Origin of the sequence: Candidatus Chlorohelix allophototropha (genome assembly GCF_030389965.1) — a bacterium.
GTDB lineage: Bacteria > Chloroflexota > Chloroflexia > Chloroheliales > Chloroheliaceae > Chlorohelix > Chlorohelix allophototropha.
Genome location: NZ_CP128400.1, coordinates 1228436 through 1251953, shown reverse-complemented (window position 1 = coordinate 1251953; position 23518 = coordinate 1228436). Strand labels below are relative to the sequence as shown.

The following is a 23518-nucleotide window of genomic DNA, read 5'->3' as shown; positions in this document are numbered from 1 at the left end:
TGGCAAAAGCGGTAACGGAAGAATTAAAGAGGGGGTATTGCTACCCCCTCTTTTTAGCGCATTGTCGCAAAAGCCTCGGTAAATATTTTCTCCAATTGTTTTAACTGCGCCTGAGTCTGGGAAGCTACTACGCCTTCACCACGTCGTTCTCCTATCAAAAACAGAACAATCTTGGCATCTGATTTCAAGCGTTTGATTACTTCCAAAACCAGATAAGTGCTGTTAAGTCCATTAATCTGGCGACGATAAAAAACGTTATGATCACTATTGGTTTCAATGGGATAGAGTGGTTTTTCCATCGCAGCCAACGCTTCGGTTATTGCATCGGTCAGGTCAAACATCTCCAAGGATTGGATGAAAACCGAACCACTGCTAATTTTCCCGCTCACGTCCGGCGCGGTGGCATTGATATTGCAAATTTTCCCGAATAGCTTGTCGTGATACACCCCTATCCGAAGCAATTTATGTTCCTTATCATCTACCAACCTTTTCTGGTACAGATAGAAAGTATTGTCATCGGGAGTGGCTACATAAATCCGCTCTGTTCCTTTACTAACCGGCTGATTACGCTGAAATCCGCCCGTTCCATAATTTTGGGGGGGGTTGTAATTGGGTTGAGTATAAGAAGGGCGCATACCCTGCCCGCTACTCTGGGAAGAACTCTTACGGGCAAGCTCTGCATCAACTTTAGCGCGAGAGACGGAGTCTTTTAACATTTCGTAGGCGCGATTCACCTGTTGCATTTGGGTTTGCGCCTCCGCAGATTTATTCAAATCAGGGTGGTACTTTTTGCTTAATGCTCGATAAGCTGCGGAAATAACCTCTTCGTCAGCAGTAGGGTCAACTTTCAAGATCTTATAAGGGTCGAAATCCATATTTGTTCCAGTTCTTGCCTGTTACCCGGCACTAAAATGCTACATGCACGAATTAGGGAAGGAAAACGTTGTGCCGGAAATTCCAAACTAATTTAAAACCTCCCCTTTTCAGGATAGCTATTAGCATTTCAACTATTATACATCAGCTATTAAAAGTTTTGAATCTGAGTTTCTGTTTACCATATTTTTACAATTTTAGAATACTTTATTAGCAAATTAATGAGATAATAAAACCATAAGAGGCTAGTTAAGCTCTTTAACATAGATTTATAAAACCCATTAGGGTTTGAAGATATCCCCGGCATCGCCGGTTTTATATAGATTTTGTGACGATGACCGGGTTTGATAATCCGGTCATCTTTTACTTTATAACTCTCGGAAGGTGCTACCTATGTACCGACTTAAGATTAGTATATTGTTTATTCTCCTGCTGAGTCTAGCTTTATCCGCCTGTAGTGATACTACCCCTACCGCTACTACGACCACTCAGGTTTCAAGCCAGACAGTTACTGTTCCCACCACTATATCTACCGATACTAGCAAACCTGCTGCCACTGCTGCCGCAACTAGCACAGCCGCAAAAATTACACCAACCGCCACCACGGTTTTGAGCGCCGATCAAGTTGAGAGCAACTCGGTAGTAGGCGTAGTAAAAAGCGCCAGCCCTGCCGTCGTAACCGTTTATACCAAAGCTACGCGCACTACTACAGGTAGCCAATTTACTGTTGGTACCGGAAGCGGCGCAATAATCAGCGAAGACGGTTACATCATTACAAACGCGCACGTGGTAACCGGAGCGCAGGGTATCAGTGTTGCCTTCAATAACGGTCAGAAAGTCGTCACCGCCAAACTGATAGGTGAGGATGATGATGGCGATATTGCGGTCTTAAAAGTAGATGTAAAAGTGCCTGCCGTACTTAAATTCGGCGATTCAAGCAAATTGGAAATTGGGGAAACAGTTATTGCCATCGGCGCTGCTCTTGGAGACTTCCGCAATTCGGTAACAAAGGGAGTTGTGAGCGGAATTAACCGCACCATCCCCGGTGATACCTCACCCAATGTTTATATCCAAACCGATGCTCCGATCAATCATGGCAATAGCGGCGGACCATTGTTAAACCTGAAGGGTGAAATTATAGGGATTAATACAGCGGTAGTACGCAGCGTCAGCGGTAGCAGTAGCACTTCAAGCGCAAGCGATGTAGCAGAAGGCTTGGGCTTCTCGATACCTAGCAATGTGGCGGGCATGATATCTGAGCAGTTGATGACCAAAGGAGTTGCTTCCAAACCTTATTTCGGGATACGTTATCAAATGATAACTCCAGCTATAGCCGGTACGAGTCTATCAGGCATTAGCATACCCGAAGTGGAAGGCGCATGGATCAGCCCTAGCGGAAGACAGCCGGGAGTAGTTGCGGGAGGACCTGCCGATAAAGCCGGACTGAAAGATAACGACATTATTACTGCCATCAATGGCGTGCCACTAAACGACCTGAACCCGCTTGTAACCGCTATATTAAAATATAAACCTAATGACACCATTAGCCTTACGGTGCAGCGTGGTAAAGATACACTCACCTTACAACTCACTCTGGGCGAACGCCCCAAAACCCTGAACTGATTTCGCCTCATTCTTGCCCTCGGTTAGTCCGGGGGCTTTATTTTTCTGTACTTTTTCTGCCCAAACCGCTATAATCAGCAAAGCTTAACCAAATTTAGGTGAGGAGAATTATGACTCAGCAGCTTTACCAGCAAACCATTGAACTGCGCGGACATATAGTTGATAGCCTGATTTTGCCGCAATTGATGGACGGCATTATGGATCTCGGCGGAAACTACGAGGTTGAGGAATTCGAGCTAGGGCGTAACAAAACCGAACCCAGCTACTGCCGCATGCGTATCATTGCCACTACCGATAGAATTCTGATGGATGCGCTCTTAGTAGCACAACGACTCGGCGCAGTTATTCTTTCCGATGCCGATGCCAAATTTGAACCTGTTCCCCGCGATGGGGTTTTCCCTCTAGACTTTTACGCTACCACTAACTTGCAAACTCATATTCGTATAAACGGTGTATGGTTGCCGGTAGATAAAACCGAGATGGATTGCGGCATTATTTATGATGCCGAAAAGGGAACAGCCGAATGTATCCCTATGACCAAAGTTAAAAAGGGTGATTTATTGGCAGTGGGGCATTCCGGCATCAGGCTGGAAGTGCTGGAACGCGAACGCCAACGTGAAATCTTTGGCTTTATGAATAGCGCGGTCAGTAGCGAAAAACCCAAAGAATTGGCAATAAGCGGGCTGGTAGAAGAAATCAAGCATGTAAAAGCGCGGGGCGGAAAAATCCTGCTGGTGGGTGGTCCGGCAATCGCGCACACAGGTTCAGCTAAATATGTGAGTCGCCTCATCGAAATGGGCTTTGTGGATGTTTTATTCGCGGGTAATGCGCTAGGGGTACACGACATCGAAACCGCCCTTTACGGCACTTCATTGGGAGTATCGTTGTCGAGCGGGTTGAATGCGGAACATGGTCATCAACACCATTTGAAAGCCATTAACACCATTCGCTATTATGGCAGCATTGCTCAGGCGGTTGAACAGGGTGTATTAAAGAGCGGGATCATGTACACCTGTACCAAACACAATATTCCGTTTGTGCTGTGCGGCTCTATCCGCGATGATGGTCCGTTACCGGAAGTAATTACCGATGTGCTGGTTGCGCAGGATGTTATGCGCGAACATCTCGAAGGAGTGGAAATCACCCTCATGGTATCTACGATGCTACACAGCATCGCGGTGGGCAACCTGTTACCGGCACGAGTTCGATTGGTTTGTGTAGATATAAATCCCACCGTAGTAACCAAACTGGCGGATCGAGGCAGTAACCAAGCGCTAGGTATCGTTACCGATGTGGAAAGCTTCTTGGGTGAACTTTACCGGCAACTGAGCGGAAACAACGGCAACTAACTGGGTTCTTATTTTGGAGATATATGGCACTTACTTTAGGTATTATAGGTTTCAGTAAAAGCGGCAAAACTACCGTTTTTAACATTCTTACACACGGACACGCCGAAACCAGCGCATACGGTTCGGCTGCTACTCCCAACCTCGGTACTGTGAAAGTGCCGGACAAACGGCTGGAAGTGCTAACCGAAATGTTCATCCCCAAAAAAACCACCTACGCTACGGTTGAATATACCGACGTAGCGGGTATGAACCCCGGCGCTACCAAACAAGGGCAAGCACTTCCCGGCTTGAACTATATCCAGAAGGTACAAGCTCTGGTTCATGTGGTGCGAGCTTTCGAGGACACCAACATCCCACACCCTTCCGGCAAGGTTGACCCTATCCGCGATATTGAGACGATGGATTTAGAACTGGCTTTCAGCGACCTTAGTATTATCGAGAAACGCTTAATCAAGCTGGAAGAAAACATTAAGAAATTCAAATCTGGTCCTGAGCGCGATGCTTATGTTTTTGAGCAGGAAATTATGGTGCGCTTGAACGAGTCGCTTTCAAACGAAATTCCGATTCGCGATCTGGATTTGAACGAAGACGAGCTAAAAGTGATTCGCGGCTACCAATTCTTGAGTCAGAAACCGTTACTTACCATCCTGAACCTAGGCGAAGAAAAAGTAAGCGGGGCTGACCAACTACTGGCAGAAGTGCGAACATTAGCGGGCAAACGCAAACAAAGTGGAGTTGAAGCCCTGCGCGGGAAAATTGAAATGGAAGTCAGCCAACTTGACCCGGAAGAAGCCGAGATGTTTATGGAAGAGTTGGGCATCAAAGAAAGCAGCTTAGATAGAATTATCAAAGCGTCTTACGATTTGCTAGGCTTGATTTCCTTCCTAACCGCCGGAGCAGATGAAGTACGCGCTTGGACTATTCGGAAAAATACCCCGGCAGTACAGGCAGCTGGAGAAATCCACAGCGACATCGAAAAGGGGTTTATTCGCGGAGAAATCGTTAGCTATGACGATTTGATAAAAACAGGGAGCATGACTGAAGCAAAGCGGTTGGGTGTGTACCGCAGCGAAGGCAAAACCTACATCATGCAAGATGGCGACATCGTAAACTTCCTGTTCAACGTCAAAAAATAACCAGTTGCCCCTCCACCGATACATGTTGGAGGGGCAAGCAATCGCTTGCTAGGTGCGCTCTAGCACCCAATGTTTCAGAAAGCGCTCCATCCGCCGGTAGTAGTCCTGAATATTCTCGGACTTGCGCCAGCCATGACCTTCCCCTTCATATGCCACATATTCGAAATCGGATTTACCTGCTTTCTTGAGTGCATCTACCATTTCTTCACCCTGTTTAGCGGGAACGCGCTTGTCCTCAGCGCCCATCATAATCAAAAGAGGCGCTTTAATATTAGCGGCATAGGTTACTGGTGAACGTTCTACGTACAAGTCGTAATTTTCAGGACGTGCACCGAGCAAATCTTGCATAAGATAGCGCGCAAGTCGGTCAGTTTGATCGGGAAAGCTGGCGAAATTGGAAACCCCCACCAATGCCACGCCCGCTTTGAATAGTTCGGGGAATTTGCCGAGCAACAGCATAGTAGCATAACCACCACCGCTACCGCCCCAAGCTACAACTTTACGGGGGTTTACCAACCCTTCCTTAGTCAGATAATCTACCGCCCCGATATTATCGAGCATATCTTCATTGCCCCATGCCCCATTCAAGAGGTTGCGGAAAGTCCGACCATAACCGGTACTGCCCCGGAAATTCGGCTCAATCACTGCCCAACCCCGATTAACCCAATATTGCACGCTACCGTCCCAACGGCGATTATATTGTGCCACCGGACCACCATGCAAATGTAACAATAAGGGGTGTTTACCCGGTAGCTCCTTGCGGGGTCTGAAAAGCAGCCCTTCAATATTCAACCCATCGGGGCTAGTCCAGTGTACCGCTTCAGCCTTAACCAAACCGGACTGCTCTAACCCTCCTATCGTATTATGCGTTACTTGTTTTGCGGTATTCAGCGCAAGGTCGTACACAAAAATATTGGGTGGGAAATTTACACTTTGCTTGAGATAAGCCAATCGCTTCCCGTCCGGTGAAAATACCAGTCCGGTACAAACCGCTTCGCCATTCTCGATTACCAAAGTTTGACCTTCGCAAGTGGTATAGCTTATCCCTACATTACAATTCCGGTTTACAGTGTAGGCAATACCACGTCCATCCAGTGACCATACCGGCTCGCCCTGTTCAAATTCAGCCGATGCAAAGGGTGTTGCCTGACCCGTCTCAAGATTCAGAAGTTGAACGTTAGCCCACCCGCTTTCCTCAGTTACATAGGCAAGCCATTTCCCATCCGGTGAGGGGCGAGGCTGGTCATTTACCCTGTTTTTGCCCCAACCATCCACCAGCGTTTTACTTTCTCCGGTTTGTAGATTTAGAAGGTTGATACTGGTTTCACTCCACCAAAATTTCCGGTTATCATACTCACCATAGATCAAATACTTACCACCCGGAACCCATTGCGGATCAAAAACGATGTGATCGGTTTTGTTAAGCTTACGACCCCAACTCTCGCCGTCGCTGTCGCAAACAGCCAAGTCTATACGATCACCATAGCCCGTTACATAAGCGACTTGCTTGCCATCCGGTGAGAAAGAGGCGCTAAATTGCAGCCCTTCTCCCTGCAATGTCAGACGTTTAGCCACGCCACCCCTAACCGGAATACACCATAATTTCCCATCCTTACCACTCATATAAAGCAAAATCGCGCCATCTGGAGATACATCCAAAGCGCTTTGGGAAATTCGCAAAAGCCCGCCTGCCTCCACATCGGAAGTTAGTTGAATTGAAACTCCAGTTTCAAGATCAAGGCGAATAATATCGGTACGACCATTATAATCTTGGGGATAAAAAAGGGTATGTCCATCCGGTGACCATACCGGAGTACCAATATTTTTTAGCTGCGAAAGCATTCCTGAGGTCAGGGTAGGTTCCCAGTAACCGGGATTTTCACGTTCAAGCTCCGATAACGTTTTATATTCAGCCATAATGTCTGAACCTTTCATGTCTGGGAAGTAACTTGTATTTTATATGGCAGTAGAAATTTTATTATACCTCAGCTTTACCGTGTTATAACGGCTTAAACCTTGCTATAAGTATATTAAACAACCCTCTAGACATAATATGATATAATGGAAATAATCATGATATGTTAAGTTAATGGCTTGCAAATAAAAGAGAACTTCCGCAAAAATAATGTATAAAAACTCTAAGAGTGCCACTTTTCTAGGCGCATATGGGGGGGGGCAGAAAGTGACAGAAACGAGCGCAAACGATATTAATGCTCTGTTGGTGCAGGGCTTTAAGGCTGCGAAAGAGGGAAAACGTGAGGAAGCGTATAACCTTTTCTGCAACGTGGTCAACCTTGACTCAAATAATGAACACGGTTGGCTGTATCGAGCCGCAACCACAGATGACCTTTCGGAGGGATATGTTTGCTTACAACGAGTGTTGAGCATTAATCCTAACAACGCAAAAGCTCAGCGTGGCATCGAGCGAATCAAAGCCCGATTAGATGAGGAAGCACAAGAAACTGGCAAACCCGCCGAAACTTCTGCACAAGTGCCAGAAACCACCACACAAGAGAACCTTAGAGTAGGGGAACAAGAATTAGTTTCGGGGCTTGGTGTGAGTGATACACATGTAGAAAAGCAATCCCAAGACTTTGATAATGTTCAAACCAGCCAAACCTCCCGGATGAATCTGAGCAATATGTCATCTGGCACGCCTACCGTCTCATTTCGCCAACCACCCGGTCCTGCAATACCGCCATTTACCAGCCCACCTCCGGTTCAAGCAGAAGAAGTGGAGGAGCCAAGTTACGCCAGTAAGGATACCGTCCCTACTTTTAGCATTCCAAGCTTGCAAGTTGATTACTCTGCCGCAGAGGAAGATATACCACCGATAATTACTCCTCCAACCTATAGCCAACGTGCCAAAGGAGCTTATGAAGAACCCGGTTTGGACTCTTTAAGGGCTGAAATAGGAGGACGCAACAAGAAGAAGGAAAAACCGCAGCTTCAGGCTTTTGGAGGCGGCACTGCCACCAGCCTCGACCGCAGCGGCAGAGAACGTCAGACTAAACAGCGACGAAGATTATTACTGATATTAATTACCTTGATTGTTGCGTTTATTCTTTTAGCAGCAGTTGTTTCATATCGCAACCGTAATCAGACGACGGCTGATAATAGCAATGATAGCGCAACTGGCGTAGTGGCAACGACTGTGGCTACCACTATATCCACTACTGCTTCGCTCGCTACTACCGCCGCACCTGCAACTACCAATGCGGTTGTGACTACTGTAGCGGCTACCACTGCGCCCGCTACAACTGCCGCACCCGTTGTTACCACTGCCGCTCCAGCAACTACCGCGGCACAAGCTCCTGCGACTCCCCGACCAATAATCAGGGTGATTGTAAGCGGTGACAACCTGACCACTATAGCAAAACAATACAATACCTCGGTTGAGGCGATTGTGGCTGCGAATAGCAACCCGGCGGCAGTCGGTTCGAATATCCCGCTAATCACGGGTCCGAGCAACAATCTGCAGATTTACTTCAATACTAAGCTCGTTATTCCGGTTAATCAGCCTAATTTCCGGGGTAAGGCAGTGGTACTTAAAGCAGGCGAAACAGTTGAAAGTATCGCCCAGCAATACAAAGTAGCCGCATCCGACATCCTTAAGCTGACCGGATTGACTGCACCGGGTGATGCTAAAGTTGGCGACGCGCTGTTATTGCCTTAGCAGTTCGAAAATCGTGAGAGGTTGCACCTAAACCGTGCAACCTCTTTTTTGTCTTCAATATTACCCCTTATTCACATCGAATAAACATTAAAAGATTCTTCCCGAAGTATATAATGTTTGTAGAAGAATTGTTTAGGTTTGTGAAGATATGTACAAATTGAGGGTAGTAGTTTATGGCGAAGCTTATAAGTAAGTTACCGCATTGGGCATTTGTTGGCTGGGTGGGTCTTTTCGTATTATTGAGTGTCATCTGCCAGCAATTTCTAGACCTATCAGCAGCATTCGGCTGGGGGGTACTAACTCTTAGCACGTTTGCCTTCTACCTTCTAACGATAGAACAACAAGAAGTGCGCTGCGAAAAAGCCGGGTGGATTCTAACCCCCGGTGGAGTGCTAGCAATGCTGGCGTGTTTGCCCGATATTCAACTTTTTCTGGTTATAATTAGCATAATCGCTATCCTATACGCCGTTCTCTTGCAAATGGCGCAAAAGAACAACACTCTTCGACGACTTATATACCACAAGCAAGTAAAAGCGCCGCTCATAAAAGAACCGAAAGCGGCAAGACGTCACTAAACCCAAATAGCATAAACATATAACTTCTAACAAGCCCTTTCAATGGATTATGAGAGGGTTTGTTTTAGTATTACCGCCAAATTACCAATTGACATGACAGCAGCTTAATGTTTGAATTTTTACTATGGAGAATAATCTATCAAGGAAAGTACAAGGGTGAGCAAAACCCAAACGAAAAAGGAAATAGTATTTGAAGGGGAAATAACTCCAAACAGGTTACGTAAGCAAGTCTGGAGTTTGGCTTGGCCCACTATCGGAGAGCAATGTTTGAACCTGTTGGTAGGGCTTTCCGATGTGTTTTTCGTAGGTCATTTGACTTCAACGGCAGTGAATCAACTTGGATATGGCAGCGCCGAAGCATTAACCTCCGCTGCTTTGGCAACCTTCTTTACATGGGTGTCATTTGTAATATTCAGCGCAGTGAGCATTCCCGCTACCACACTGGTAGCGCGCGCTTATGGCGCACATGATATAAAACATGCTGCCCACATAGGACGGCAAGCACTGGTAGTTGGGCTGATTACGGGCATTATCGTGGGAATTATTCTCCACTTTTCTGCCAGTTACCTTATCTTAGCTTTTGGCGCAAGTGGAAATGTCGCACAGATTGGCACAATATATCTGGAAACCGCTGCTTTTGGCTTGCCGCTTTGGGCGCTTTTAACGATCGGTAATGCATGCCTACGTGGGTCGGGCGACACTCGTACCCCATTACTAATTATGCTACTGGTGAATAGCATAAATATTGTCGGTTCGGCGCTACTGGTAAACGGTACGCTTGGCTTCCCTATAATGGGCATTAGAGGAGCAGCTATGGCAGCCGCTACCGCTTGGACAGTGGGAGGGTTGGCGGTGGCTATCCGCTTGTATAAAGCACCGCGACTGGGAAATATAGGGGCACTTTATATTCCCTTCGGAGTTAAACTTGAGGCAGCCACAATTCTAGCTATGCTCAGGATTGGACTCCCTACGCTAGGAGAACAACTCGCTTTCCAATTCGGAATTTTCTTCTTCGCCCGCATGGTAGTTGGGTTGGGAACCACTAACTATGCCGCCCATAATGCCATAATCAGTATAGATAGCATAGCTTTTTTACCGGGTATGGGTTTTGGGATAGCAGCTACGGTGCTGGTAGGGCAATGCCTAGGAGCAAACCGTCCCGATCTGGCAAAACGCTATGCTATCACCTCTTACCAGTTGGGACTGGTTTTTATGACATTTATGGGTATCACCTTTGTACTTTTCCCTCAATTTTTTCTAAGTATATTGGTAAACGACCCCAATGTAATCGAAGCCGCTACCAATCCTCTACGCATTGCGGGAATGTTTGACCCGTTGCTGGCAACCGTCTTTATCTTCATCGGCGTGCTACGTGGCGCAGGCGATACCCGCTATCCGATGTACGCCCGGATAATTTCATCCTGTGGAGTACGCTTCATCCTCGGGTACATCTTTATTGAATTGATCGGGTTGAGCTTATATGGAGCGCGTCTAGCTATGGGTTTGGACTCGGTTGTGCTATCAATAATGGTGGTATGGCGTTTCAAAAGCGGACGATGGCAAAGCGCCATCAAAGACGAACCCGAACAACTAGAGGAATCTTCACTTCCCCAACTTGCAGCCATCCAATCTTCTGCTAATGAATAAAGAAGGTTGGGTTATCCTGAAAAGGCGTGCAAATTCGCCTTTTTTGCTTTTACTAGAGCTTGAATTTTCGCTTTGAAACTACTTGGGCTTTACAAAGTTATTCCTAAAGGTTAAGATTACGAACACACTTTATCGTTATTTTCAACTAGGAGAAATATATTATGGACGCCCAACAGTTAGAAAAAGAATTAAACGATTGGATGAGAGAACACGAAAGTGAGCTTTTCGAATTCATTCCCGATGCTATCCAAGAATTTGAAGAAGCGCATCCCGGTATAGATACAAATATGGTACGGGTAAATGCGCTATCTATGGCAGATCGCAAATTTATGGCGCGTGCTGTAGCAGAAGTTGTAAGCAAATACCTCAAATAGTGCCAAGCCCTGCTATATAATCAGCATAGGGAGATTAAAAAATGGACTTTGGAATAAAAGGCAAAGTGGCGCTTGTAGTTGCATCAAGTAGCGGAATTGGCAAAGCGGTTGCAATGGAACTTGCAAAAGAAGGAGCTAAGCTGAGTTTGTGCGCACGCAACGAGGCGCGATTATTGGCAGCAGCACAGGAAATCAGCGCTGCCACCGGAGTCGAAATACTGGCAGTTCCGGCGGATGTCACCAAAGCTTCAGATGTGGAAAGTTTGGTTAACAAAACAGTGGCACGGTTCGGGCAGATAGATATTCTGGTCAACAACGCGGGAGGCCCACCAACCGGGGCATTCGAATCGTTCAACGATGAAGAGTGGGCTAAAGCCATCGAGCTTAACCTGCTAAGTACAGTTCGCTTAACTCGCGAAGTATTACCGCACATGAAGAAAACAGGGGCTGGGCGTATTATTAATATTACCTCGATGACCGTAAAGCAACCTCTTGAAGGCTTTGTACTCTCCAACTCGGTCAGGGCAGGCGTAACAGGTTTGGCAAAAACCCTATCAAACGAACTGGCAAAACACAACATTACAGTCAATTGTGTTTTACCGGGCTGGACAGCTACCGATCGCGTGTTGGAAATTCAGAAAGCACGCGCCAAGCGAGAGAACCGCACCGAAGAAGATATACGCACTGAAATTGAACGCTCCATTCCAATTGGTCGCATGGCTGAGCCTGAAGAGTTTGGCGCAACTGTTGCTTTTCTGGCAAGCGAACGAGCCAGCTATATCACCGGGGTATCCTTACAGGTGGACGGTGGTTTCATTAAGGGCTTAATTTAAGCAAATGCGAAGCAAAGAAGATTTCGACTCGGAAATTCAACAGGTGGTCGAGCGAGTCTACGAAGATGAAATGCTACGCGCCGACCTGACCGACGAAGAAGCTCAGCCTGTGCTGGACTGGGCTTCGAACTATCTATACCAACGGCTGGAAAATAAATATTCGAATGCCACATCCGATACTGAATTGGAAGGCGCGCCGGACTATGAGTATGGGCTGGTAAAACAAGTGGTGCTAGCGATAATAGCGCTTTCTAACCCTCTGTTAAATGAGTCAGAAGCGCCGCAGCATGCCATCATGTTCAGTGCGGTAAGAACTCTGGCACAATCAATCGGTGGGCTTCTAGGAAACAAAAAGCTAGAATCAGTTGGAGAACCTGCAACGTCGGAAGGAAAATCGGAAGTATCCGATAAAGAGCTTGACCCCCACCAAACGACCCTATTTAATTTAGGATTAAGCCCAGCCACAGTTCGTAATTTACCACGACAACTCGCAGGGAAAAATCGACAGGAAAAAATCGATTTGCTGATGAGCCTATTGCAAACGGTAAACTAACCAAAATTTTCACAAAGCATTTTCCAATTTGTGCTATAATACGTGAAGTGAAAATGGAGAAACAGGCACGCTTAATTTTTTTTACGTGAGCGCCTTTTCTTAGCACGCTTATATCTGCTTAAAATGTTCCCATAGCGTGGGAGTAAAACCCCATGCATAATCACCAAATAAATAAAACCAATTCCTTTCCTTTGGAGGTGTGGTGTTGTCTCTCACAGTTTTCAACAATGGTGGTGCCGGCAGTAGTATAGAGCTTGCCAAAGCCAATGCTATACTGGATAAGTACGATTCGTGGGATATCAAACGCGAAGCTTTAATACCAGTTCTTCAGGATTTCCAGCACGAATATGGTTACATTCCCGCGCCAATTGCTGCTCTTATCGGTCAGCGATTGGATCTTACCCTTCCTGAAATCTATGGGGTAGCTACTTTCTACACTGACTTTAAAGTTCTCCAGAAAGCCGAACATCGTATCCTGCTGTGCGAAGGCATTGCATGTTATATGTGTGGTTCGAAGGGGCTAGGTAAGCTCGTTAAGGAAAAACTAGGTATCGAACATACCGAAGTTACTCCAGACGGAAAGTGGACGGTTGAGCGGGCTAACTGGTGCTTTGGGGCATGCAACTTGATGCCGATAGTAGAAATTGATCACACGGTTTATGGCAATGTGACTGCTGAAAAGCTAAGCCAATTGATTGATGATATCAATGCAGGCAAAATTAAAGAGCATCATCACTAGAGGAGTGCATCGAATAAATGAACCGCCAACAATTTCATGAGCTGCAAGCCCGTCTGGCTGGACAGCGTAAGGCGCTTTTTGAAAATAACACCGTCATTCAGGTTATGATGGATGGCGGTTCAATCCTTTCAGGTGCCAAACAGACATATGAGTATTTTCAAAAGGAAATTGTCAGTCGCGGACTGAAAAACGTGGTGGTCAAAATGGTGGGTAGTTTTGGCGCTATGTGGGCTGATCCTACCGTTTTCATCAGCAAACCCGGTGGTCCAAGAGTCCTTTATGGATTTGTAGATACCAAACGAGCAGGTGAATTGCTCACCAGATTTGTACTAGGTGATGACCCTTGCGCTAATTGGTCGCTTGGTTGGGTTTCAAATGACCCCTATCACTATCCAGATTTCGCTTGGGCAAAAGCCCCTGATGAAGAATGGCGAGGCATCTTGCCGATCGGTCGCACCGAATGGGGCAAGTTACAACAGCGCATTTCTGGGCGCAACCTAGGCTTTATTGACCCCGAAGACATCGAGGACTATATCGCAATCGGCGGCTACAAATCGCTGGAAAAAGCGTTACTCGATATGGATCCGCAAAAGGTTATTGACGAGGTTAAAGCCTCCAAATTGCGTGGACGTGGTGGTGCAGGTTTTTCAGTCGGTACTAAATGGCAATCAACCCACGATGAAACCCGCATGCCAAAGTATGTGGTGGTAAACGGGCATGAAGGCGAACCAAACGTATTCAAAGATCGCCGCCTGTTTGAAGGTGACCCTCATTCCACCCTCGAAGGATTACTTCTGGGCTGCTATGCTGCCGGAACTGGAGATGCTTACATCTATGTCGGTTCTGAACACCCCCTAGCCTTCAAACGTATTGGCATCGCGGTGGAACAGGCGCGCAAAGTAGGCTTATTAGGTAAGAACATTCTGGGTAGCAATTTTAGCTGCGATGTAAAGGTAATTATCGCGGCAGGCTGCTATATCTCCGGTGAAGCAAGTGCAATGCTCTACGGTATTCAAGGCTTACGTGGTATGCCCCGTGTAAAGCCGCCTCGTTCCTACGAAGCAGGTTTGTGGGCGCAGCCAACTACCGTTAACAACGTGGAATCTTTCAACAACGTGCCGGAAATCATTCTGAGAGGCGGCGCTTGGTATGCCGGGTTTGGTAGCGAGAAAAGCAAAGGTACTAAGCTAATTATGCTTTCAGGACCTTTCAAGCGGCAGTGCCTAGCAGAAGTCCCCTTTGGCGGTCCTATCTCCGACTCGATTAACATCGTCGGCGGCGGTTCATCAGATCCCAAACATCCGATTAGAGCAGTGCAAACTGGTTCGGTTTCGGGTGGTTGTTTCCCTCCTTCTATGTTCAATATACCCTTTGATATTGATGCTTTTGGCAAATGGGACTGTTTGTTGGGTAGCGGTAGCTTCACTGCCTATACCGATCAGCAGTGTCTCGTGGACGCAGCATACTATGTGCTTCGCTATAATCGCGACGAAAGTTGCGGCAAATGCGTCCCTTGTCGTATTGGCAACGAAGGGCTAACCGAAATGCTCTGGCGTATCAAGAATGGCGACGGCAAGGAAGAAGATGTGGAAAAAATGCTCCAAATCTCCGACCTAGTTATTGAACACTCAATCTGCGGTTTAGGACAAGCAGCGCCGCTGCCAATCCGCAACATGCTCAAGATTCCAGAGTTCAAAGCAGAGTTGATGGAACATATAATCAACAAGCGCTGTCGTTCCAATGTTTGCTCGATGGAACACTCTAATTTCAAAATGCTCGGTTTCGGTACCGGGGTACGAGCAAATCACCAGTATAAATAATGATAAAAGGGGCTTGGAAGATACGATTTCTTCCCGCCCCGTACAATTTTACAGTCAAACAAGAATCAGTAGTGTACTGAAAAACCCTTAGAGGAGTTTGATATTTATGGCTGATGCGACCCAGGGTGTGCAACTGGTCAAAGTAACTATAGATAATGTCGAGGTAAGTGTGCCGAAAGGTACATTCGCGATTGAAGCGGCTAAGAGAGCGGGTATTTATATATCCAACATGTGCGCTCACCCCGATGTACGTCCCTTCGGCTCTTGCCGTATGTGCACGGTAGGTACAGTTAGCAAGTGGGGGTTTGACTTTGAAATCTCCTGCGCCTTAGAGTGCAAAGACGGCATGGTAATCTTTACCGAAAACAGCAATGACCAAGTACGCGAAGTCAAGCAGTTTATTCTCGAATCTCTATTGATAGACCACCCGCTCGATTGCCCCATTTGCCCTTCCAGCGGCGCATGCGATCTACAAAATGCAACTTGGCACTATGGCATAAGCGAAAACCGCCTGGCACGTCCAAAAGACTGGTATGAGGTGGATTATCTCAGCCCTGCTATTGTTATCAAGCGCGATCGCTGCGTGAATTGCGGGCAATGTGTGCGTGTTTGCGAAGAACTGGTCGGTGCAAAAGCCCTGTGTTTCGCCAATCGCGGTATTGAATCTTACATCGACTCAGCTTGGGGCGGAGACCTCACCACTACAACCCCCTGCACCAGTTGCGGTATGTGCGTAGAAGTTTGCCCGGTAGGTTGTCTGATGCATGTGCAATTTGAAAATACCTTCTTGAACTGGAATCTCAAACGCACGCCCACTACTTGTAACTATTGCAGTACAGGTTGCCAAGTGAATCTTGAAGCCGAGGTAAATACCGGGCTGATAGAAAAAATAACCTTCAACGAAGCAGCAGGCGTAGGCGATGGACGCTCATGCGTAAAAGGTCGCTACGGACACCAATATATCAATAGCAAAGACCGTTTGACCTCACCGTTGATGCGCAAGGGCGAAGAATTTGTCGAAATAAGCTGGGATCAGGCTTATAACGAAATTCTAAATCGCCTCAACAAATATAAGGGTGATCAATTCGCGGCAATTGCCAGCGGGAAACTCACCAACGAAGAGAATTATCTTCTCCAAAAATTCACTCGTGGCGTGATGAACTCGAATAATATCGACAACTCAATCCGGTTCAATCACGGGGCATCAATAAACGCGCTGCTAAGCCAGTTCGGTATGTTTGGAATGACCAACACCGTACACGATGTGAAAGATTATTCCGGTTGCATGCTTATCGCTGGTTCAGACCTAGAAAATACCGCTCCGGTTATTAGCTACCACTGGCAAGAAGCAGTACAACGGCGCAAAGCTTTGAAAGTTATAGTGGTTGACCCACGCCCTTCCCGCTGGACTGAACGCGCCCATCTGTGGTTGCAAATCAAGCCGGGAACTGATGCCGCGCTGTTTAACGGTCTCGCCTACATCATCTTCAAAGAAAACTTGTTAAACACTGATTTTATCTCGGCACGTACCACCGACTTTGAAGCTTGGAAATCCTCGCTGTCTGAATACACGCCAGAGAAAGTAAGCGCGATTACTGGTGTTCCGGCGGCTAAATTGCTGGAAGCGGCGCGTCTATATGCTACCGGAGGTGCTGGTAAAGGCAACACGGGCAAGGATGGGAAATATCCAGCATCTGCCATAGTCTACGGTACTGGCATTACACAATGGACTAATGGCGTTGAGAATGTGCATACGTTGGCAAACCTAACCCTGTTAACCGGAAACCTTGGACGACAAGGCGGCGGTTTGAACGGTATTCTTGATCAAGCAAATGATCAGGGTGCTGCGGATATGGGATGCTTACCGGATTTCTTGCCCGGCTATGTACCCGTTACCAACAATGAAGGTCGCGCGGTACTGGAAACCCTATGGTTCGGACAAGCCAATGAAGCTATACCGGCTAAACCGGGCTTGAAATTTATGGATATTTTCAAAGCCGCCGAAGCCGGACAAGTTAAAGCATTGTACATTGTAGGTGAGAACCCGCTGGTAACTGCGCCTAATCTGCAATTGATACAAAGGGCACTCGAAAAGGTAGAACTGTTAATTGTACAAGACCTTTTCATGAGTGAAACTGCCAAATTTGCCGATTTCATTCTCCCTGCCGCTGGTCATGCCGAGAAAGATGGTACTTATACAAGTACCGAACGCCGAGTCAGCCGAGTTCGCAAAGCATTGTCAGCTCCGGGAATTGCGAAACCGGACTGGAAAATCCTGACCGAACTGCTAAATCGTCCCGGTTTCGCCAATAACTATAAATCGGCAGCCGACATTCTCGAAGAAATTGCACGGACGAACAGGTTGTATCAAGGTGTTACACTCCAGAAATTAGAGCGAAGTCGCACTATTTCCACCTTCAAGCCGGGTTTGTTGTTCCCGGGAGCAGATTATAGTCGCAAATATCCTTATGCTTTAACCCGCTTTGGTCCACAGACTCCGGTTAGCACCGAGGGAGTAGCCGAAGACGGTACACCGATCCTGTTCAAAGACAAATTTGCAACGGCATCGGGTAAAGCAAGGTTTGTAGTAGCGCGCTACAATGCCAGCAAAACAACCGTAAGCCGTGATTACCCGCTAATCCTGTCGGTAGGGCGTGCTTCCTACGCCAACGACCGCAGCGGGGTAATGCTGCGCCGCAATTACGTGCCTGAAGCGCTCGATCCTGAACCGGAGTTGGAGATTAATGAGGTTGAAGCGAAGAAACTCAATATCGAAAGTGGCGATATTGTAAAAGTTGCTTCGGCTTATGGTGCAATTGAAATCAAAGCTAAAGTCACCGACACTCAACCGCGAGGTTATGTATTTATGCCTTGGATGTTCCGTGAAGCGCCCGGTTTCGTGGTCACAAGCCGCGCTACTGACGAGCGTAGCGGTTCTCCTGAGCTTAAAAATACCGCTGTTTCGGTACAATTCGTGCGGAAAAGCCTTGCCGGATTGCTGCAAACTGCAGAAGGTTTACAGGTAGTACCAAGCCGCTCATAATCTAGTTTGGAATAAAATTAAAAAAGGGGGGCGGTTTTTAGAACCGTCCCCCTTTTTCTTGAGAAATTATTATAACTGCAAAATTCCCGGCTCAAAGGTCGTGCGACCGAGTATTGCCCCGCTACTACCGAATATAATCACAGTAAGGCGGATTTTCTGCGAAACACTCTTGCGTAGTTCAGCGCAAGCGCCTTCGCAAATTTTATCGAATATCCAACCAAGACCGTCATGGTTTATGAGTTTCATCAGGTTTGATAAGCTGAAGGCTTCTCGCAAGCTCTGAACCGTTCCTATCGGTAAATTAAAACGAGTTGCCAGTTGAGTTACTAGGCTGGTATCAAATTCGGTATTATTCTGCTCTGCCTGTCCCCCAAGTGCAATTTGCTGAATCGAATTAAAATTACCGCAAATCGTTATAGAATCAAGTAATTCAAATGAAAAAGCATGATTCAGGGCAGCTTGTAGCGACAAATTATGCTGAGACAAATCTATGAATACTTCATTTGAATTGTTAAGCATAGGTAAGATACCGCTACCGACCGAATCGAGCGATAAAGCGAGGTGAGTTAGAGCCGTAGTGTTATCCAGATCGGACAAATTCACCCCATCGTTATATTGGTATGACTGTTCTAACTTGGTTTGCAGGTTAGGTAATTTGAAGGAACTCTCATGAGCCAATCCAATCATAACTCGCACTCCGCGCTCCAGCCTGTCGGGAGATATTGAGTTAATAGCTTCGGTGATCGCACTAGCTACCAGTTCACGTGGAATTAGGCTTAATGCTTTTTCTTCTTCATGAGTGGAGGCGATAAAGTGAAGCAATAACGGCACTGCTTGGAGTGCGGTGGATTCATCAGTATTTACAGGAGAAAGAGTAAGCCAGTGTAATTCAACGCGGGGATCTAAAGCTGGAACAGGTTCAAGTGCTGAATCTACAACCGGGCTAAGGCTATGTTCCCACATAACTCTAACCCAAACTTCTGGGGTTTCAGTTTCGGGCAATGCTTCAGGGGTACCAATAATTGAGCACAGTGCACTTCCGGATTCAATAACGCATTTTTGGACTTTGAAATGTGCTACACCACCACCGGGCACATTCATTCGCACCCTTTTTATAACCTGATTTGTTAATAATGCAGTAGCAGCGGCTTTAGCGGCGGCAGCAGCCGTCAGATGGACAATATCACTTTGCGAACCACCGATATCCGCTCTGGACGCATCTTTTCTGATTTCGCGTCCCATAAGATTTCTTCTTTCTGAGCCCTTGAGTTAAGTACACCCTACTCGATTTAGCTTAGCTTACCTGCATCATCGAAAGGTAATGGCTGGAACAAGGCATAGCTTGATTTCCTAAATAATTGCCTAATTCTTAATTGTGTTAACGTCCAGATGCATCGCAAGAATTACGAGTGGACTCAACTCCGCAATTCTCATTATACTTCGACATCATTTTCTTACCGGAACAAGCATCAATATTTTGGCTTGCTGGAACACTTTTAAAACTGCAATTTTCAAAAATAAAATTCGGCTAAACCAACCACTACCAGATTTGGTAATAAATTAATATATAACATCAAATTACCGATTCCAGTTTTGTTGGAGTCATTTGCAACCTTGCAAATAACATTTTTAAGCCAAGCAATCGTTCAAATATTACCCGTTTAGAGTCCGTATCAGGTATCGTTACCTGCCGTCTCTATTTCATCGCTGTTGTTAGAATTCCTCTTAACGATTTGTTAATTCTTCATTCTTTATATTAATCATTTAGAGCTTCTCTAGATTGAGAAATTTAGGTTCAAATCATACTATGTTGTAAATGATTAATTAAGAAATCCGAAAGGATTCGTTATAAAAGAGTGAGGAATCCATTAAGATTAAATAAAGTATAACTCATGGGGGGAAGCAATGTCAATATTAATTGGTATTAACTCTGATTAGACTTTATTATCAAAAACCCCCTCTTTTTGAATAGAAGAGGGGGTTTTGAAAAGGCTATTTTAGTTTTCTGAATTTCCGCCTTCGGCATTTTCAGAACCGTTTCCATGCGGTATCTTTATTGGACGACGACGACGTGGAAAAGGCTTGCCGTCCATATCGAGTTTAACCCTGAGCGGTGGACGACGGCGAGGGCGTGGAGTCGCTTCCAAACTATCTGCCGTATCAGCAGACATAACCTCATCCTCAACCGCGCCTTCCTCAGTAGCTACTTCGATATCATCTACCCCTTCTTCGGTCTGATCTTCTACCTCTACCACTTGCTCCGGCTGTTCCACCTCTGCTACATCCACTTCATCAGTCGGAAGTTCCGGCAACGGTTCAGCGGAGTAGCTCAAAAGCCCGAAATAACCAAAGGTATCAGGCACGCTTGGGGATGAAGCTTCGATTTCTGGAGCCGACTCAACTTCGGCTACTTGCTCGACAATTTCATCTTGCGCAATTTCCTGAGTAGCAGTCATTTCAGGATGCGGCGCAACCATGGGCGCGGCATTCAATTCGTCAGGCATCTGCTCCATATGCGATTGTGCTTCTGCTGCTGCCAACATTGCATATTTAACCGCTTTGTGATCTTCCTGCAAATGTGCTACCTGTACGCGCATCTTGCGAGCGCCACGGGAATGCACTTCCACCGCCATTTTCAAGACACCTTCACTTAAAAGACGAGAGAGTATTGTTCCGGCGTGGCTCTTGGCTTCATTCTCGTTCATACCATGTTTATTTAAATAGTCGCGAACGTTGGAAAGCAATAATTCGTAACCAAGCCAGCGATTGCGATGGCGTAAACCCTCTATCAAAACAATAACTTCCTGGAAGTGAGGTTGGTCAAGTAATGTAGGTTTAGGTCCAAAAGGTGATACGCTCGTTTCCTTATGGAAGGATGAAACCGAACGTCCGCGGTTGCTGGAAGTAATCGCCGCCGCTTCCTGTTCTTCTGATTCAACGACAGGAGCAGGCGCTTCAGTGGCTACGTCCAATTGAACTTCAGGTGTCCCCGATTGATAGTCATCCGACAAGTTCTCAGCCGTTTCAGCAACTGCTTCAGTTACCGTTTCTTCACCGGCAACCTCATAGTTTTCTTCGGAATCCATATCTATGGAAGACTCGCCATCGTTAACCCCATCGGTATCATCATACCCACTCTCGGAAGCATCCATTCGAGGTGTGCCCGGCATAGAAACCCATAAAATATGTCCGATTTGATCCATTTGCAGGATATTAGCAAGCTCTAAAGCTGAAAGTAGGGCTTTGAATTTGCTGAATCCATAGCGGCGTTCATTAAAACTAGGTATTCGGCGTAGCAAATCTTCTTTGAGATCGCGGGCGCGCATTTGCGCTCTACCACTGGTAGAACGTTGGGACAGAATATTGCGGATTACTTCTTTAATATCCTCAAAATTGGAAGCATGCGAAGTTGCCTGTGCGTTAGTCGAGGCAGCAGGCTTGGTTGGGGCAGGTGGCGGAGTTGTTACTACCGGAACTGCTTGAACCGGAGCCTGCACAGGCTGAGGCTGCGGTTGCTGAACAGGTTGGTAAGAGTTTGTCACAACAGGATAGTTACCTGATGTTGCTGGTTGATATTGTCCAGTATAAGCGGTCGGAGCAGGATAGGAAGGCTGTTGCTGCTGCGGGATAGGAACCTGCATATAGGGTTGACCCACGCTTGTCGGCGGAGGAGTACCACGTCGATTTCCTGCCAAGCGTCGTCCATTTCGCCCTACAACAGTGGTTTGCTGTTGGTTTTGGGGTGGGGTGGGCTGTTGTTGGTAATATTGCTGTGCAGATGATTGCTGTGAATAAACCCCTTGATAATAGGCAGCATACGGGTCGGAAGGCAGCGAAGCTTGCGCCAACAATACGCGGTAAGGCACAAACTCATCACAAATTTGCTGCAAAACATTTGCCACATAATCCGGTCCGACAACAACTACCCGCCGCCCACGCATTTTAGCAAGGCGCACCACCGGCATCATATCTTTATCACCGGTTACAAGTACGTAAGTGCGGACACTGGGCATCAAATGTAAGAAGTCCACACAATCGGTCACCATCACCGGGTCTGCAAGGCTCTTGCCCTTACCGGTTTGTCCGCTCAAATCACGATCAGCGTGAAAAACGGGAGCGTAAACGGTTTCAACGCCAGCTTTGTAAACTTCAAGACGATCAACGGTATTTGACCATTCGGCGTAAGCACGGGCAAGCACCAAAGTGCCATAAGATTGTGCCTTTGCAATCAGCACGTCGAGATTAGGACGATTGCTGCCACGGTCGGCATAATTACTAATTACAAGGTTATCCCAATCTATGAATAAGGCTACCTGATCTGTTTCTTCTTCCTTGCGGTTATATATATTTGGATATATTGCCATGTTAAATCTAATCCTTTCAAGCCTCTAGCAAACTCTCAATAGAGTTGACCCGCTTCATTGCCGTGTCTATACTTGATACTGCATATATAGAAGCCGTGTTTTTTGTAACATTCTTTCGGACAAATGATAGGGGGTACTTAAGTTGTCTAATTCCAGAATAAAAAAGGTCGGGCGAGGCGATGAGCGATTGCTCGACCAATTGCGCGGAGTACGTATTACACCCAATGTTGTGGAGTGGGCGGAAGGTTCTGCTTTGGTTGAGTTTGGAAAAACCCGGGTGCTTTGCACTGCCAGCGTAGACGAGAAGGTTCCGCCCTACCGTGCGGGCAAAGGGATTGGTTGGGTTACTGCTGAATATTCGATGCTGCCACGGGCGACTCACTCCCGAACCCCTCGTGAAGCGGCGGTTGGAAAGGTCAGCGGTCGAACCCAGGAAATTCAGCGCCTCATCGGGCGTAGCCTGAGAGGTATTGTTAATTTTGTCAGCCTCGGAGAGAGGCAAATTATTGTTGATTGTGACGTTTTGCAAGCCGACGGAGGAACTCGTACCGCTTCGATAACGGGCGGTTACGTGGCGCTCGCGCTTGCCTGCAAGTGGTTGCAAAAAAAGGGTCTTATAGATACTTTTCCTCTTACTAACGCAATCGCCGCGGTGAGCGTAGGGATTGTACAGGGACAACATGTCCTTGATCTTAATTACAGTGAAGATAGCGCGGCGGCGGTAGATTTCAATGTTGTGATGTTGGACAGCGGCGAATTCGTAGAAGTACAGGGGACAGCAGAAGGTAGTCCGTTCAGCCGGAACGACATTGATGCCATGCTGAGCCTTGCTGAAAAGGGTATTCGTGAACTTTTTGAAATCCAGAAGCAAGCTATCTCCGAGGCATAAGCCCGGAGCAAGCCCAACTTTTTT

At 46.7% G+C, this 23518-nt stretch carries 17 protein-coding genes; 13 read left to right on the top strand and 4 right to left on the bottom strand.

The window, feature by feature from the left end:
• Positions 1–53: 53 nt before the first annotated feature.
• On the bottom strand, positions 54–875 hold the full coding sequence (locus tag OZ401_RS17985) for a J domain-containing protein (RefSeq protein ID WP_341469901.1): 822 nt from the start codon (positions 873–875) through the stop codon (positions 54–56).
• Between the two features lie 391 nt (positions 876–1266).
• Here OZ401_RS17985 and OZ401_RS17980 point away from each other — a divergent pair, with 391 nt between their 5' ends.
• The 3 genes from OZ401_RS17980 (at position 1267) to ychF (ending at position 4981) form a co-directional block, all read left to right on the top strand.
• Positions 1267–2496, top strand: a complete 1230-nt coding sequence (locus tag OZ401_RS17980; protein ID WP_341469900.1) for a S1C family serine protease — start codon at positions 1267–1269, stop codon at positions 2494–2496.
• Positions 2497–2606: 110 nt separating this feature from the next.
• Positions 2607–3845 carry an ornithine cyclodeaminase, nickel-pincer nucleotide-dependent gene (locus OZ401_RS17975; RefSeq protein ID WP_341469899.1) on the top strand — a complete coding sequence of 413 codons (1239 nt, stop codon included), beginning with the start codon at positions 2607–2609 and terminating at the stop codon, positions 3843–3845.
• A gap of 23 nt (positions 3846–3868) precedes the next feature.
• A complete protein-coding gene (gene ychF / locus OZ401_RS17970) occupies positions 3869–4981 on the top strand; it encodes a redox-regulated ATPase YchF (RefSeq protein WP_341469898.1) in 1113 nt (370 codons plus the stop codon).
• A 48-nt stretch (positions 4982–5029) separates the two neighbouring features.
• Here the strand turns inward: ychF and OZ401_RS17965 are convergent, their stop codons facing one another.
• Positions 5030–6898: a S9 family peptidase gene (locus OZ401_RS17965; protein WP_341469897.1), complete on the bottom strand. Its 1869-nt coding sequence runs from the start codon at positions 6896–6898 to the stop codon at positions 5030–5032.
• Between the two features lie 265 nt (positions 6899–7163).
• Between OZ401_RS17965 and OZ401_RS17960 the strand changes: the two genes are divergently transcribed.
• From OZ401_RS17960 to OZ401_RS17920, 9 genes are all read left to right on the top strand, one after another.
• The gene (locus tag OZ401_RS17960; protein ID WP_341469896.1) at positions 7164–8657 is read left to right on the top strand and encodes a LysM peptidoglycan-binding domain-containing protein; all 1494 of its coding nucleotides are present in this window, start codon (positions 7164–7166) and stop codon (positions 8655–8657) included.
• Between the two features lie 173 nt (positions 8658–8830).
• On the top strand, positions 8831–9232 hold the full coding sequence (locus OZ401_RS17955) for a hypothetical protein (protein WP_341469895.1): 402 nt from the start codon (positions 8831–8833) through the stop codon (positions 9230–9232).
• Positions 9233–9388: 156 nt separating this feature from the next.
• Positions 9389–10879, top strand: coding sequence for an MATE family efflux transporter (locus OZ401_RS17950; RefSeq protein ID WP_341469894.1), 1491 nt, complete (start codon positions 9389–9391; stop codon positions 10877–10879).
• A 161-nt stretch (positions 10880–11040) separates the two neighbouring features.
• Positions 11041–11253, top strand: a complete 213-nt coding sequence (locus OZ401_RS17945; protein WP_341469893.1) for a hypothetical protein — start codon at positions 11041–11043, stop codon at positions 11251–11253.
• 41 nt (positions 11254–11294) lie between these two features.
• A complete protein-coding gene (locus tag OZ401_RS17940) occupies positions 11295–12086 on the top strand; it encodes an SDR family oxidoreductase (protein WP_341469892.1) in 792 nt (263 codons plus the stop codon).
• A 4-nt stretch (positions 12087–12090) separates the two neighbouring features.
• Positions 12091–12639: a hypothetical protein gene (locus OZ401_RS17935; RefSeq protein ID WP_341469891.1), complete on the top strand. Its 549-nt coding sequence runs from the start codon at positions 12091–12093 to the stop codon at positions 12637–12639.
• Between the two features lie 205 nt (positions 12640–12844).
• A complete protein-coding gene (locus tag OZ401_RS17930; RefSeq protein ID WP_341469890.1) occupies positions 12845–13378 on the top strand; it encodes an NADH-quinone oxidoreductase subunit NuoE family protein in 534 nt (177 codons plus the stop codon).
• A gap of 17 nt (positions 13379–13395) precedes the next feature.
• On the top strand, positions 13396–15198 hold the full coding sequence (locus tag OZ401_RS17925) for an NADH-ubiquinone oxidoreductase-F iron-sulfur binding region domain-containing protein (RefSeq protein WP_341469889.1): 1803 nt from the start codon (positions 13396–13398) through the stop codon (positions 15196–15198).
• Between the two features lie 106 nt (positions 15199–15304).
• The gene (locus tag OZ401_RS17920) at positions 15305–18241 is read left to right on the top strand and encodes a molybdopterin-dependent oxidoreductase (RefSeq protein ID WP_341469888.1); all 2937 of its coding nucleotides are present in this window, start codon (positions 15305–15307) and stop codon (positions 18239–18241) included.
• A 69-nt stretch (positions 18242–18310) separates the two neighbouring features.
• Here OZ401_RS17920 and OZ401_RS17915 read toward each other — a convergent pair whose 3' ends face one another.
• A complete protein-coding gene (locus tag OZ401_RS17915) occupies positions 18311–19483 on the bottom strand; it encodes a hypothetical protein (RefSeq protein WP_341469887.1) in 1173 nt (390 codons plus the stop codon).
• A 755-nt stretch (positions 19484–20238) separates the two neighbouring features.
• Positions 20239–22605: an NYN domain-containing protein gene (locus tag OZ401_RS17910; protein ID WP_341469886.1), complete on the bottom strand. Its 2367-nt coding sequence runs from the start codon at positions 22603–22605 to the stop codon at positions 20239–20241.
• 142 nt (positions 22606–22747) lie between these two features.
• Here OZ401_RS17910 and rph point away from each other — a divergent pair, with 142 nt between their 5' ends.
• Positions 22748–23494: a ribonuclease PH gene (rph, locus tag OZ401_RS17905; RefSeq protein ID WP_341469885.1), complete on the top strand. Its 747-nt coding sequence runs from the start codon at positions 22748–22750 to the stop codon at positions 23492–23494.
• Positions 23495–23518 lie beyond the last annotated feature (24 nt).